Annotated in this window: 11 protein-coding genes and 1 tRNA gene; 7 read left to right on the forward strand and 5 right to left on the reverse strand. The window is 71.2% G+C overall.

All coding sequences use genetic code 11. The annotated features are described in order from the left end of the window. The first annotated feature begins 81 nt into the window (after positions 1-81). Together ACFVYA_RS16515 and ACFVYA_RS16520 are read left to right on the forward strand one after the other, a co-directional pair. Positions 82-753, forward strand: a complete 672-nt coding sequence (locus ACFVYA_RS16515) for a TetR/AcrR family transcriptional regulator (protein WP_285987124.1) — start codon at positions 82-84, stop codon at positions 751-753. A gap of 37 nt (positions 754-790) precedes the next feature. Continuing rightward, the gene (locus tag ACFVYA_RS16520; protein ID WP_387045789.1) at positions 791-2314 is read left to right on the forward strand and encodes a 3-hydroxyacyl-CoA dehydrogenase; all 1524 of its coding nucleotides are present in this window, start codon (positions 791-793) and stop codon (positions 2312-2314) included. A gap of 6 nt (positions 2315-2320) precedes the next feature. Here the strand turns inward: ACFVYA_RS16520 and ACFVYA_RS16525 are convergent, their stop codons facing one another. The 3 genes from ACFVYA_RS16525 to ACFVYA_RS16535 all read right to left on the reverse strand — a co-directional run bounded on the left by ACFVYA_RS16525 (position 2321) and on the right by ACFVYA_RS16535 (position 6741). Further along, on the reverse strand, positions 2321-2878 hold the full coding sequence (locus ACFVYA_RS16525; protein WP_387045791.1) for a L,D-transpeptidase: 558 nt from the start codon (positions 2876-2878) through the stop codon (positions 2321-2323). A gap of 95 nt (positions 2879-2973) precedes the next feature. Then, the gene (locus ACFVYA_RS16530) at positions 2974-5958 is read right to left on the reverse strand and encodes a PQQ-dependent sugar dehydrogenase (protein WP_387045792.1); all 2985 of its coding nucleotides are present in this window, start codon (positions 5956-5958) and stop codon (positions 2974-2976) included. Between the two features lie 111 nt (positions 5959-6069). Beyond that, the gene (locus ACFVYA_RS16535) at positions 6070-6741 is read right to left on the reverse strand and encodes a L,D-transpeptidase (RefSeq protein WP_285987128.1); all 672 of its coding nucleotides are present in this window, start codon (positions 6739-6741) and stop codon (positions 6070-6072) included. A gap of 218 nt (positions 6742-6959) precedes the next feature. Between ACFVYA_RS16535 and ACFVYA_RS16540 the strand changes: the two genes are divergently transcribed. Beyond that, positions 6960-7466 (forward strand): hypothetical protein, encoded by a 507-nt coding sequence (locus ACFVYA_RS16540; protein WP_387045794.1) that lies wholly within the window; start codon positions 6960-6962, stop codon positions 7464-7466. Here ACFVYA_RS16540 and ACFVYA_RS16545 read toward each other — a convergent pair. Together ACFVYA_RS16545 and ACFVYA_RS16550 are read right to left on the reverse strand one after the other, a co-directional pair. Beyond that, positions 7456-8346, reverse strand: coding sequence for a serine/threonine-protein kinase (locus tag ACFVYA_RS16545; RefSeq protein WP_387045795.1), 891 nt, complete (start codon positions 8344-8346; stop codon positions 7456-7458). The genes ACFVYA_RS16540 and ACFVYA_RS16545 overlap by 11 nt on opposite strands. Positions 8347-8354: 8 nt before the next feature. Then, positions 8355-10049 (reverse strand): class I SAM-dependent DNA methyltransferase, encoded by a 1695-nt coding sequence (locus ACFVYA_RS16550; protein WP_387045797.1) that lies wholly within the window; start codon positions 10047-10049, stop codon positions 8355-8357. A 78-nt stretch (positions 10050-10127) separates the two neighbouring features. Here ACFVYA_RS16550 and ACFVYA_RS16555 point away from each other — a divergent pair, with 78 nt between their 5' ends. The 4 genes from ACFVYA_RS16555 (at position 10128) to ACFVYA_RS16570 (ending at position 12041) form a co-directional block, all read left to right on the forward strand. After that, positions 10128-10871 carry a PP2C family serine/threonine-protein phosphatase gene (locus ACFVYA_RS16555; RefSeq protein ID WP_285987132.1) on the forward strand — a complete coding sequence of 248 codons (744 nt, stop codon included), beginning with the start codon at positions 10128-10130 and terminating at the stop codon, positions 10869-10871. 44 nt (positions 10872-10915) lie between these two features. Continuing rightward, positions 10916-11000: transfer RNA gene (locus tag ACFVYA_RS16560), tRNA-Ser, on the forward strand. Positions 11001-11530: 530 nt separating this feature from the next. Beyond that, positions 11531-11791, forward strand: coding sequence for a hypothetical protein (locus ACFVYA_RS16565; protein WP_003056176.1), 261 nt, complete (start codon positions 11531-11533; stop codon positions 11789-11791). Positions 11792-11795: 4 nt separating this feature from the next. Further along, on the forward strand, positions 11796-12041 hold the full coding sequence (locus tag ACFVYA_RS16570) for a hypothetical protein (RefSeq protein WP_387045799.1): 246 nt from the start codon (positions 11796-11798) through the stop codon (positions 12039-12041). Positions 12042-12065 lie beyond the last annotated feature (24 nt).

The raw sequence follows: 12065 nt of genomic DNA on the forward strand, positions 1-12065 counted from the left end.
GTGAACACCAGAGCGCTGCACCCTGTCAAGAGCAGTGCTCTCTGTTTTGTGCAGGGCTCTCGTCGTGGCACACTGATCACCATGACCGCCACCCGCACCGCACGTGAACGTGCCCGCGCCGAACTGACCCAGGAGATCAAGGACGAGGCCCGCCGCCAGCTCGCCGAGGTCGGCGCGCACGGGCTTTCGCTGCGCGCGGTGGCCCGGGAGCTGGGCATGGTGTCGTCCGCGATCTACCGGTACTTCCCCAGCCGCGACCGGCTGCTGACCGACCTGATCGTCGACGCCTACAACGCGATCGGCGAAGCGGCCGAGAAGGCGGACCCGGGCACCGGCGACCTCCGCGAACGGTGGCTGGCGATCTGGCAGGGCACGCGCGACTGGGCCCGCGCCCACCCCCACGAGTACGCCCTGATCTACGGCTCCCCGATCCCCGGCTACGCGGCGCCGCAGGACACCGTCGTACCGGCGGCCCGCGTCGCACTCGCCCTGGTCAAGGTGCTCACGCACACCGAACTGCGCGCGGTCGACGGTGAGGTCCCGCCCGAGCTGCGCGCCCAGGCCGAGGCGCTCACGAAGGTTCTCGGGATCATCGCCGGGCCCGAAACCGTCGCCCGGCTGCTGATGGCGTGGACGCAGCTGTTCGGCGCGATCAGCTTCGACCTGTTCGGCCAGTACGTCGGCAGCGTCGACCCGGCCGACGCGTTCTTCGCCCACTCGGCGAAGCGGATGGCGGAGTTCGTCGGCCTCTAGGCTGGGGCGGGAGTCCAACGGCGGAAGGCGGCACGACGTGACGGGGTGGGCCGGGAAGGTCGGCAGGATCCGGGTGATCGGCACCGGGGTGATGGGCCGCGGGATCGTCCAGCTGGCCGCGACCGCGGGGGTGACTGTCGAGCTGGCCGACGTCCGGCGCGAGGCCGTCGCCGAGGCGATCGAGTACGTCGGCGGGATGGTGGACAAGCTCGCTGCCAAGGGCAAGCTGAGCGAGGACGCTCAAGCCGTCAAGGACCGGCTGGTCGCGGTGGCCGCGCCCGACGCACCCGCGGACGGTGTCGACCTCGTCGTCGAAGCCGTCCGGGAGGACCTCGCGACGAAACGCGCCCTGTTCGCGAGCCTCGAGCGGATCTGTCCACAGGAGACGGTGTTCGCGACGAACACGAGTTCGCTGTCGGTCACCGAGATCGCCGCCGAGCTGGCCGACCCCGGCCGGCTCGTCGGCCTGCACTTCTTCAACCCGGTGCCGCTGATGCGCCTGGTCGAGGTGGTTCCCGGCGCGCGCACGCACGGCTGGCTGCCGGGCGAGGCACTCGAACTGGTCAAGAACTGGGGCCACGAGCCGGTGCTCGCGAAGGACGCGCCCGGCTTCCTGGTCAACCACGCCGGCCGCGGCCTCAACACCGAGGCGCTGCAGATCCTCGCCGAGGCGCTGGCCGAGCCCGCCGACGTCGACCGCATCGCCCGTGACGTGCTCGGCCTGAAGCTCGGCCCGTTCGAGCTGCTCGACCTCACCGGCCTCGACGTCTCGCACGCCGTCCTCGAAAGCATCTGGAGCGGCTTCCACGGCGACCCGCGGCTGCGGCCGTCGTGGCTGACCCGGCCGCGCGTGGCCGCCGGCCTGTTCGGCCGGAAGAACGGCGAAGGTTTCTACGCCTACGCCGACGGCAAGCAGCGGGTCGCCGACGAGCCCGCCGCCCCGCCGAAGCCGGCGAGCCCGGTGTTCACCGCGGACGAGCACCTTGCCCGCGCGCTGTCGTCCGCGGGCGTGCAGGTGGTTTCGGACGCGTACCCGGACGCGGTCCTGCTCGTACCGCTCTACGGGGAATCCACAGTGGACGCCGCGACCCGCGCCGGGCTGCCGGCGGACCGCGTCGCCGGCGTCGATCCGCTGGGCGGTTACGAACGCCGGCTGACGATGTCGGTGCACCCCGGGCTCGACCCGGCCGCCGGCCGCGCCGCGTGGGGCGCGCTGGCCGCGACCGGCCACCCCGTGACGGTCGTCCGCGACGGCCCCGCCCCGATCGCGCAGCGCCTGCTGGCGTCGATCGTCAACACGGCGTGCTTCATCGCGGGCCAGCACCTGGCCACACCGGCGGACATCGACACGGCGGTCCGCCTCGGTCTCGGCTACCCCCGCGGCCCGCTGGCCTGGGGCGACCTCGTCGGCGGCGACGTGGTGCTGCGCATCCTGCGCGGGCTCTCCACGGCCACCGGCGACCCCCGCTACCGGCCGAGCCCGTGGCTGGTCGAGCGCGTCGCCCTCGGCCTGCCGCTGACAGCGGCCGGGACGACCCCGGCCGGCCTGCGGACGTCCTGATAGGACTTACCGGACGACCTGGACTTCATCGCCCTTCTCGAGGGTGTTGAAGAACTTCAGCGACGCCGCGCTCGAGAGGTGCACGCAGCCGGCCGAGTACCTGCTGAGGCTGCCCTCGTGGAACGCGATGCCGCCGGGGGCGAAGAACACCGAGTTCGGCATCGGTGCACCGTTGAACTCGTTGCTGCGGTGCAGCTTTTCCTTGTACTCCACCTGCCACTTGCCCACCGGGGTCGGGCCATCCTGCTTGCCGGGCAACATCTTCACCGGGCCGTACACGATCTTGCCTTCGTCGAGCAGCCAAGCCTGCTTGCCCGAAAGGGACACACACGCCTTCGCCGTGATCGTGCACGGAACCCCGGCCGCCATCACCGGCTTCGCCTTGGCCGGAGCCGAAGTCGGAGTCGTCGCCGGAGCCGCCGCGGGCGCCTGCGTGGCCGAAGGAGTGGACGAGGGCGTGTCCGCCGCCAGCCGGACGTCCGCCGTCCCACTCGCCGAACACGCGGTCAGCACCGCCCCGACGGCCAAAGTGGACAGAGCAGCCAGAACGCGCCGCACGCGCATGTGTTCCCCCAGAAGTCGTGATTCCTGCTTTCTGCCACCCAAGACGTGCGGTGGTGGCCCGAGGTTGAGCGGATGGGAAAAATCTTCGTGGCGGATCACCAGCGGTGGTCCCGGGCCCCGGTGGCGGAGGTGTAGGTGAGGTAGCCGCCCTCGAAGTCGCTGCGATAGGCCCCGTTCGTCACGTACTCGTCCGACTTCGGGTAGTGGAGGTAGGAGTACTCCCAGCCGAGCGCGGCCCAGCGCTTCCGGATCTCGCCCTTCACCATGTGGGCGCCGGTGGTCCACGTGTAGTAGATCGAGCCGCCGCCGGTGAAGTGGTTGTAGCGGCCGCGGCCGTCCGGTGTGCCGAGTTCGTCGGTCGCCGGGTAGCCGAGACCGCGCTCGTAGTCGAGCGCCGCCCACTTCTTCCGGATCTCCCCGTAAATGGCGTGCGCGCCCGTCGCGGTGGTGTAGTAGATCGACCCGATCCAGCCACCCTTGACGAAATGGTTGTAGCGGCCGACCCCGTCCGGCGTCCCCAGCTCGTCCGTGGTCGGGTAGCCCAAGCCACGCTCGTAATCCAGCTCCGCCCACTTCTTGCGGATCTCCCCGGAGATCGCGTGCGCGCCCGTCGCCGTCGTGTAGTAGATCGACCCGACCCAGCCATCCTTGACGAAATGGTTGTAGCGAGCGACGCCGTCCGGCGTCCCCAGCTCGTCCGTGGTCGGGTAGCCCAAGCCACGCTCGTAATCCAGCTCCGCCCACTTCTTCCGGATCTCCCCGAAGATCAGGTGCGCACCCGTCGCGGCGGTGGAGTAGATCGATCCCACGGTGCCGTTGGTGAGGAAATGGTTGTACTGGGCCATTCCGTCCGGGGTCGTCGACGTGTCGGACGACGGCGGCCCGAGCACGGCGTGGCCGCCCCAGGCGAGGTACTTGTCCAGCACCGGGCCGGTGACGTACCGGGTGCCGGTCTCGGCGCTCCAGTACAGCCGGCCGTTCTCGTGGACCCGGTAGTGGACCGGGCCGTCGGTGATCTCGGCCGCCACCGGTGCGCCGAGCACCGCCCGCACCGCCGCGTCGGCGTTGTAGCGCTGCTCGATCGGGGTTGTGTAGTTCGCCGTCAGCGTCAGGTCGCCGGTGCCGACGGTGACGATCCAGGTCGGCTCCGCCGGACCGCCCTGCCAGCCGGAGAACCGGGAGGCGCCGTCGATGGCCAGCGGCGCGGCCTCGACGTCGAAGGAAGCGCCTTCGGTCACCATGGCCGAGCTGACGCCACCCTCCACCGGGATGCTCAGCGAAGCGGGTTGCGTACCGCGCAGGGTGATCCGGTGCTGCCGCGGCATCGCCGTGTACGTCCGGGAAGTGGAGACGCCCGCGCTGTCGGTCACCGTCGCGGTGAACTCCATCCGGGAGTCCGGGTGCGCGGTGAACGGCTGCGCGAAGCCCGCCCCGGTCCCGCCGATGCCCGGGTGCGCATGACACGTCGCTTCGCTCGGGCAGTGCCGCACCGCCGTGGTCCACGTGATCGGCAGGGCGCCGTCCTCGGCGTCGGTCGCGGTGGCGCTCACGGCGACCTGCTGGTTCACGGCGAACGTCGTGGTCCGGGGCGAGGTCAGCGTGAGCACCGGGGTGTGGTTGCCCGGCGCGACCGCGATGGCGACCTCGCCGGTGAGCCCGAGCGGGTCCCGGACCCGCAGCTTCGCGGTGAACGACGCGGTGCCCGCCGCGTAGGCGTGCGACACCTTCGGACCGGCGTCGGCCGCGGTCGTTCCGTCGCCGAAGTCCCAGTCGTAGCCGAGCGCGTCGCTGTCGTAGTCCACCGATGCCGAGCCGTCGAACGACACCGTGCGCGTGTCCGGGTTCGTCGACGTCGTCGCTTTGGCCACCGGCGCGGTGTTGCCGGCGGAGTAGCTGAGGCGGCGCAGATCACCGGAGAGGATGTCCGCGTAGACGATGTCGCCGTTCGGCGCCGCCGCGAACTTCACCGGGCCGCCGGCATCGGTGAAGACCGGCGGGTTCTCCGGGGCCTGCGTGAGCCGGCCCCGGTCGTCGTAGCGCAGCGACCAGATCTTGTTCGCCACGTAGTCGCCGAAGAAGTAGGAGCCGCGGTAGGCCGCCGGGTAGCTGGATCCGTTGTAGACAATGCCGCCCGTGACGCTGTTGGCCGTCATGACCCCGGCGCCGTGCGGCAGCTCGAACAGGGGCGGCTGGTTCGGCACGCCGGCGCAGCCCGCGAGGGCGCTGTAACCCGGCGTCTGGTGGTTGCCCTCCCAGCACGGCCAGCCCTGGTTGGCGCCGCGCTGGACGACGTCGACCTCTTCCCAGCTGTTCCAGCCGACGTCGCCGGCCACCGGCAGGCCGAGGCTCGGGTCGATGCCGAAGCGGAACGGGTTGCGGAACCCGCGCGCGAACACCTTGCTCGCGGTCGAGCCCGGGTTCGCCGCGTCGTAGTACGGGTTCCCCGGCACGCCCTGGCCGCCGGCGGTCAGGTGCAGGATCTTGCCGTAGGGCTGGTCGAGGTCCTGGGCCCGCAGCGCGCCCGGGTCCACCATCCGGTAGTCGCTGTCGTCGCCGACCGACAGCCACAGCGTCCCGTCCGCGGCCGCGACGACCGTGTCGATGCCGTGGACGTTGTAGGCGCCCGGCGCGTCGAAGAGTGGCTGCTCACCGGTCAGGCCGGCCGGCGCGCCCGCCGCGTCGGCGGTCACGGTGAACCGCGACAGCCGCATGGCGAAACCGGCGGCGGTGTCGATCGACCGCGTGAGGTAGATGGCCCGCGACGTCGGGTAGTCCGGCGCCACGGCCAGCCCGACGAGACCGAGGTCCCCCTCGGCGTGGACCGGCAGCGCCGCGATCGTCCGGCCGGCGCCGGTGACCGGCAGCCAGCGGACAACTCCGTCCTTGCCGGTGGCGAGGACGGAGTTGTCCGGCAGGTACCCGAAGTCCGTGAGCCGGTATGCCCCCAGCCCGGAGTCGGTGTCCTGGAGCACGAACCCCGGCGGAAGCGTCGCCGCCGTCGCCACTCCCGTGGACACGGCGGGCAGCAACGCCCCGGTCAGGGCCGCCACCAAGAGCAGGCGAAGCTTCCGCACGGCCATGTGGCCCCCTTCCCAATTGATCTTTTTGTCGCAAGATCAAGGGGGCCAGTTGCAGCAATCCGGATTACTTCACCCGAATGTGACCTACGCCACGTGACGGAACGTAGCGATTTACGGGACGACCTGCACGACGTCGCCGATGTTCAGCGTGTTGAAGAACTTCAGGGACGCGCCCGCCGACAGGTGGATGCAGCCGTGGGAGTACACCGAGAGGCTGCCCGTGTGGAAGGCGTCACCGGGGTAGAAGAAGACCGAGTTCGGCATCTCCGCGTTGTCGAATTCCTTCGACAGGTGCATCTTCTCCTTCGACAGCACGTGGAACGCGCCGGTCGGGGTCTCGTTGCCCTTGCGGCCCGGCAGCATCGGCACCGGGCCGTAGACGACCTTGCCGCCCTCCAGCAGCCACGCCTTGTGCGCCGAGAGGTCGACGCAGGCGGCGGTGCCCGAAGCCGCGGCCGCCGCCGCGCACGGGACGCCGGGGTCCGGCGCGGGCTTGGGCGTCGGCTTCGTGGTCGGCGTCGGCTTGGGCTTCGGCTTGGCCGAGGTGCTCGTCGGCGTCGGCTTCGTGGACGACGGGGTGGGCGTCGGCGTCTCCGGCGGCACCGTGAAGGTGGCGGTCGGCGTGGGGGTGGCGCTCGAGGTCGTCGGCGTCCCGCCGCCGGTCCCCGCCGCGGCGACGGCCCCGCCGCCCGCGTTCGCGCCACCGGCCGAGCCCCCTCCGGAGCACGCGGCCAGCACGAACGCGGTGGCCAGCGCGGCCGCTCCCGCCAGAAGCCTTTTCACGATCCGTTACCCCCAGCTGTTTCGATCATCGCGTTTGGACATCGGTAAAGACGGCGTTCACCCGGTCGAGGTTCGTCGGGAAAGGTCACGATTTGGGTAGCCGGGCTCAACCCGGGGGTTGACACCGGGATCCACCCGGGACAGATCCGCGGGCCGACGCCGCCGGGACGCCGGTCGCCGAAGCTGGGAGCGACCTTCGAACCCAGGGGAGCCCCGACATGCCCAGCGCCGCGAACGTCCTGCTCTACGCCGCCATCGCCGGCCTCGTCCTGTACAAGGTCGTCTATCAGCAGGTCCGCGGCACGTTGCTCAACCGCAGGACGCTGGTGACCATGCCCCTGCTGGTCACGGTGGTCGGCGGGTACCTGGCGCTGAAAGCGCTGCCCGGCGCGTCCGCGGCCGAGCTGGGCCTGCTCGCCGCCGACCTGCTGGTGCTCGCCGGGCTCGGCGTGCTGCGCAGCACCAGCACCACCCTCACCGAACGCGACGGCACGACGTTCCAGAAGGGTTCGGCCGGCACGGTCGGGCTGTGGGTGCTGACGGTCGCGGTCCGGATCGGCGTGATCGCGCTGGGTACCGCGCTCGGCGTCACGGGTCCGCTGACCTCGGCGTCGATCGCGTTCAGCCTCGGCGTGAGCATCGCGGTGCAGAACGCCACGACCTACCGGCGCATCCAGCGCCGCGGCCTGCCGCTCACCGACCGGCGCCCGGCGGTCAGCCGCTGATGCGGCCCAGCACCCGGGCGTACATCCGGCCCGGGCTGGGCACCGACGGCGGCAGCAGGAACCCCGGCAGCGGCGGCAGCTCGCCGACGAACGCCCCGAGCCGCTCGTACAGCACGGCGGCGCCGGCCGGCCGGGCTTCCGGATCCTTCGCCAGCATCTCGGCCAGCAGCCTGTTCAACGGTTTCGGCAGGCCCGGCACCGGCGGCGGCAGCTCCTTGACCTGCCGCTCGAACACCGCGTACGCGGTGGGCCCGTCGAAGAGCCGCCGTCCGGTGAGCATCTCGTGCAGCACGCAGCCCAGCGCGTAGAGGTCGCTGCGCGGTTCGGCGCCGCCCCGCTGGATCTGTTCGGGAGCCATGTACGACGGCGTCCCCAGCAGCTGCCCGGCCCGGGTGAACTGCGCCGCGTCGGCTTCGCGGAGCACGGCCAGCCCGAAGTCCATCACCTTCACGCCGCCGTCGGGCCCGAGCATCAGGTTGGACGGCTTGAGGTCGCGGTGGCAGACCGCGAGTGCGTGCGCGGCGGTCAGCACCGCGCACGCCTGCGCCGCGATCGCCGCGGCCCACGGCACCGGCAGCGGGCCGTGCTCGGCGAGCAGGTCGGCCACCGTGACGCCGTCGACGAACTGCATGACCTGGAACAACCGGTCGTCGTGGGTGCCGTAGTCGTACAGCGTCGGGACACCGGGGTGATCGAGCGTCGCCAGGATGCGGGCCTCGCGGGCGAAGCGGGCTTCCAGCTCTTCGTCGCGGCCCGGCAGCCTGAGCAGCTTGATCGCCACTCGGCGGCCCAGCCGGCGGTCGTACCCGCCGTGCACCGCGCCCATCCCGCCGCGGCCGAGCGGCAGCTCGTCGAGCTCGTAGCGGTCGGCGATCAGCATCCGTTCCCCTATTGGCCCGGCCTGAGCCGTCCTCCGACAAGTCCAGCGAAGCCTAGCCGGACCAGCTCGCGGCCGGTTTCGGCCGTCTCGCGCAGAACCGCGTCGAACTCCGCCAGCCGCCGGAAGACCTCGCCGTACTCGCGCTGGACGGCGAGCGGGACCCGCGGGATCCGCACGCGCCTGCCGTCGATCCGGGTCGACGCCGACGCGGCGGGCAGGTCGGCCGCGCGCAGGCAGCCGGCGAGGAAGTCCGCGTCCAGCCGGTCGGAGTCGACGCGGTACACGGTGAGCCCGGCGCCCACCGGCTCCGGCGGTCCACTGTGGACGTACGCGATGCCGGTCACCGACGCGACGACGTCACCCGCCTCGGCCAGCGGGTGTTCGGCATCCGCGCGCACCGGCGCGTACCGGACGTCGACGACGCCGGCCTTGACCAGCTCGCCGATGGTCGTGAACGCCGGCTCGGCGTCCGCCGCCTCCAGGGGTGGCAACTGGGGCACCAGCCCGGCGAACCGGGCGCGCACGGCCTGGAAGGCCTGGCCCGGATCCTCGTCCCTGGTGCGGCGGCGGGCCGGCGTCAGGTCGACGTCGTCGTCGAGCAGGTCGATGATCCGGACGCCGGATTCCGGGTGCGCGCCGAATTCCCGCCAGCTTTCTTCCACTGTGGACAGATCGTCGCCCGCTTCGCCGAGCAGCACGGTGGACGGCGCCCGCTCACCGGGGGCCGGCCGCCGCAGCAGCCAGAGGTCGGGGCCCGTCGGCGTCAGCGTGACGACGGCACGGACCGCGCCCGCCCGCAGCAGGTTGCCGCGGATGCGCTTGCCACTGCGCCGCCCGGCCGCCGCGCCCGGCATCAGGATCACCACGGTGCCACCGGGTTCGACGTGCGCGAGGCAGTGCTGCACCCACGCGAGCTCGGGTTCGCCGCGCGGGGGCAGGCCGTATTCCCAGCGCGCGTCACCGACCAGTTCGTCGTGCCCCCAAGCCCGTTCGTTGAACGGCGGGTCGCACAGCACCGCTTCGGCGGTGCGGCCGGCGAAGGCGTCTTCGCGCAGCGCGTCGACCGCGTGAACCTCGGCCTCGATGCCGCGCAACCGCAACCGCACCGCCGCGATCGACGCCGTCATCGGGTCGCTGTCCTGTCCCAGCACGGTTTTCGCGCCGCTCGCCAGCGCGAGCGCGCCGAAGCCGCACGCGGGGTCGAGGATCGTCGACACCGGGCCGGCGAGCCGGGCCATCAGCTCGGCGATCGGTTCCGGAGTGGCCGACAACCGCCGTGAATGCGCCTCGAAGTACCGGCGGCACAACAGTTCGAAGGCTTCCACCGGCCCTGCCTGGTGCGTCAGCTCGCTGAGCAGGGTGAGCAGCTCCGGATCGTCGAGCTCGCTGTCGAAGGTGTCGAAGATGCCGGCCTGGAAGGCGAAGAAGCCGCCCGCGCGGCTGACGCGCTCGGCCAGGTCGAGGTCGTCGCCGAGGGCACGCAGCCGCTGCCACGCGCGTTCGCCGGCGCTCAGCTCGAACTTCTTGCCGCGGGCGCGGAACCAGCCGGCCACGGCGGAGAGGCCGAACAACGGGCTCGACGCCGTGCCGCCGACCGGCGGCGGGAAGTCCGGGTAGCGGCGGCGCCAGTTGCTGACCGCGGCCCGCCCGACCCCGGCGAGCCGCGCGATGTCGGCCGCGCTGACCGTGGCATCGTCGTCCATGGCGAGGACTCTATCGGAGGATGCTCCATTCAGCCGAGACGCTTGTGAACTCAGTCAACCAATGCTTTCATGGGAGGCATGACACACGATCGGTACGTCCTGCGGTACGCCGCGGGGTCGGACGTCGGCAAGCGTCGCCGGGTCAACGAGGACGCGATGTACGCGAGTTCCCGCCTGCTCGCCGTCGCCGACGGCATCGGCGGCCAGCCGCACGGCGAGGTCGCCAGCGCGACGGCGGTCGACGTGCTGCGCGAGCTCGAAGTCGACCTGCGACGGCTCGATCTGACGAACGTGGACATGGCCGCGACGCTGGCCGGGGTGGTCAAGTCGATCGACGCGCGGCTGCACGAAGTGGTCTCGCAGGAGCCGACGACCGAAGGCATGGGCACCACGCTGACGGCCCTGCTGTTCGACGGTGTCGAGTTCGCGGCGGCCCACATCGGCGACTCCCGCGGCTACCTCCTGCGCGACGGCGGCCTGCGCCGGCTGACCCGCGACCACACGCTCGTGCAGGCGCTGGTCGAAGACGGCCGCGTCGCCGCGGAGGACGCCGAGTCGCACCCCCGGCGTTCCCTGCTGATGAAGGCGTTGCAGACGGCGGGCTCCGGCGACCCCGACATCTGGACGTTCAAGGCGAAGCCGGGCGACCGCTACCTGCTCTGTTCGGACGGCCTGAGCGGCCCGGTCTCCGAAGCGACCCTCCGCGACGTCCTGGCGGCCGGCGCGGAGCCGGCCGAAGTGATCCCGGAACTGATCCGCCTGGCCAACGAGGGCGGCGGCCCGGACAACATCACGTGCGTGGTCGCCGACGTCACGCCCTGACCCACCTTCAGAGGTGACCGAGGCCATCCGGTATCGTCTTCTGCGGAGGATTGGCCGAGCGGCCTAAGGCGCACGCTTGGAAAGCGTGTTGGGTTCACGCCCTCGCAGGTTCGAATCCTGTATCCTCCGCCGCAGTAACCAGGCGAACGCCGGGCAGCCTTCACGGGCCGCCCGGCGTTTTGTCGTCTTGCTCCCCTTCCTCCGCTGGGCCCGCTACCGCTCGCGCGACCCACCGTCCGTATGACCCGGACACGATTGCACGGTGCTTTTGGCCCACCCGAACGTGAAATGCCTTCGGTGCTGCGGAATTCTGCGCCTGTACGAGGAGTTACGAACAGGGCTGACCGCAAGCCGTTACTCCGGTCGCGCTAGTCTCACCAGCACCTCGCCCGCCCCTGTCGAGAAAGGCCAGCAGTGGCACGAAAACCGCTCTGACCTGGGGTAGTGCTGGCCAGCGACTTCAGTCTGCGGCACTGGTGGCGGGACGACCCCCGCACAGACCGTGATCGGCCCGGCCCCGGACGTTCCCACGTCCGGGGCCTTGCTGATTCCGGGCCCGCGATCACTCGGCAAAGTCTGATGATCACGCTGAGTCGCTGGATCTGTTTCAATGGAATCCGTCCCCGTACGACCACCAGAATTCGAGGAGTAGAGGCCCGATGGCCGGAGTCGAAGAGATCCGCGCTGGCATCGCGCTCGCCAACGAGAAGGCGTCCGCGAGCATCGCCGCCCTGCAGCAGGCAGCGCAGTCTCTCGAAGAAGCCCAGCAGTCGCTCGCACAGGCGACGCAAGGGAGCAGCCAGCACGAAGTGAGCCAGGCGCACGGACTCCTGGCGGAGGCCCTGCAAGGCATCAACGGCTTGCAGAGCACCGTCCAAGCAAGCATTTCCTCCGCCGACTCCTACTCGGCGCGTCTCTAGCCGGATGACGCTCGCCGAACTCCACCAGCTGCTCACCGCTGCCGTGACCGGGCTCGCCGACGCGCGCGCCCACTCCGAACGGGCCACAAGCCTGCTCGGGGAAGCCCGGCAAGCTCTCGTGGATGCCCAGGCCAAGGTCGATCCCTGGCTTCCTTCTCAGTACGCACAGGCCGGCGAGGGGCTGGACCAGCTCCTCGTCCGCCTGCACGCCGCCGAGGATCTGGTGAGCGGATACCGGTCGCGCCTGTAATCCTTGTAGGGGACACCTTTTCTT

It is taken from the genome of Amycolatopsis sp. NPDC058278 (assembly GCF_042881395.1).
In the GTDB taxonomy this organism is placed as follows: Bacteria; Actinomycetota; Actinomycetes; order Mycobacteriales; family Pseudonocardiaceae; genus Amycolatopsis.

What these genes read in the sequence shown, in the direction of transcription:
- ACFVYA_RS16515 (WP_285987124.1), top strand. Translation starts at nt 82, where the DNA reads ATGACCGCCACCCGCACCGCACGTGAACGTGCCCGCGCCGAACTGACC.
- ACFVYA_RS16525 (WP_387045791.1), bottom strand. Translation starts at nt 2,878, where the DNA reads ATGCGCGTGCGGCGCGTTCTGGCTGCTCTGTCCACTTTGGCCGTCGGG.
- ACFVYA_RS16530 (WP_387045792.1), bottom strand. Translation starts at nt 5,958, where the DNA reads ATGGCCGTGCGGAAGCTTCGCCTGCTCTTGGTGGCGGCCCTGACCGGG.
- ACFVYA_RS16540 (WP_387045794.1), top strand. Translation starts at nt 6,960, where the DNA reads ATGCCCAGCGCCGCGAACGTCCTGCTCTACGCCGCCATCGCCGGCCTC.
- ACFVYA_RS16545 (WP_387045795.1), bottom strand. Translation starts at nt 8,346, where the DNA reads ATGCTGATCGCCGACCGCTACGAGCTCGACGAGCTGCCGCTCGGCCGC.
- ACFVYA_RS16550 (WP_387045797.1), bottom strand. Translation starts at nt 10,049, where the DNA reads ATGGACGACGATGCCACGGTCAGCGCGGCCGACATCGCGCGGCTCGCC.
- ACFVYA_RS16555 (WP_285987132.1), top strand. Translation starts at nt 10,128, where the DNA reads ATGACACACGATCGGTACGTCCTGCGGTACGCCGCGGGGTCGGACGTC.
- ACFVYA_RS16565 (WP_003056176.1), top strand. Translation starts at nt 11,531, where the DNA reads ATGGCCGGAGTCGAAGAGATCCGCGCTGGCATCGCGCTCGCCAACGAG.
- ACFVYA_RS16570 (WP_387045799.1), top strand. Translation starts at nt 11,796, where the DNA reads ATGACGCTCGCCGAACTCCACCAGCTGCTCACCGCTGCCGTGACCGGG.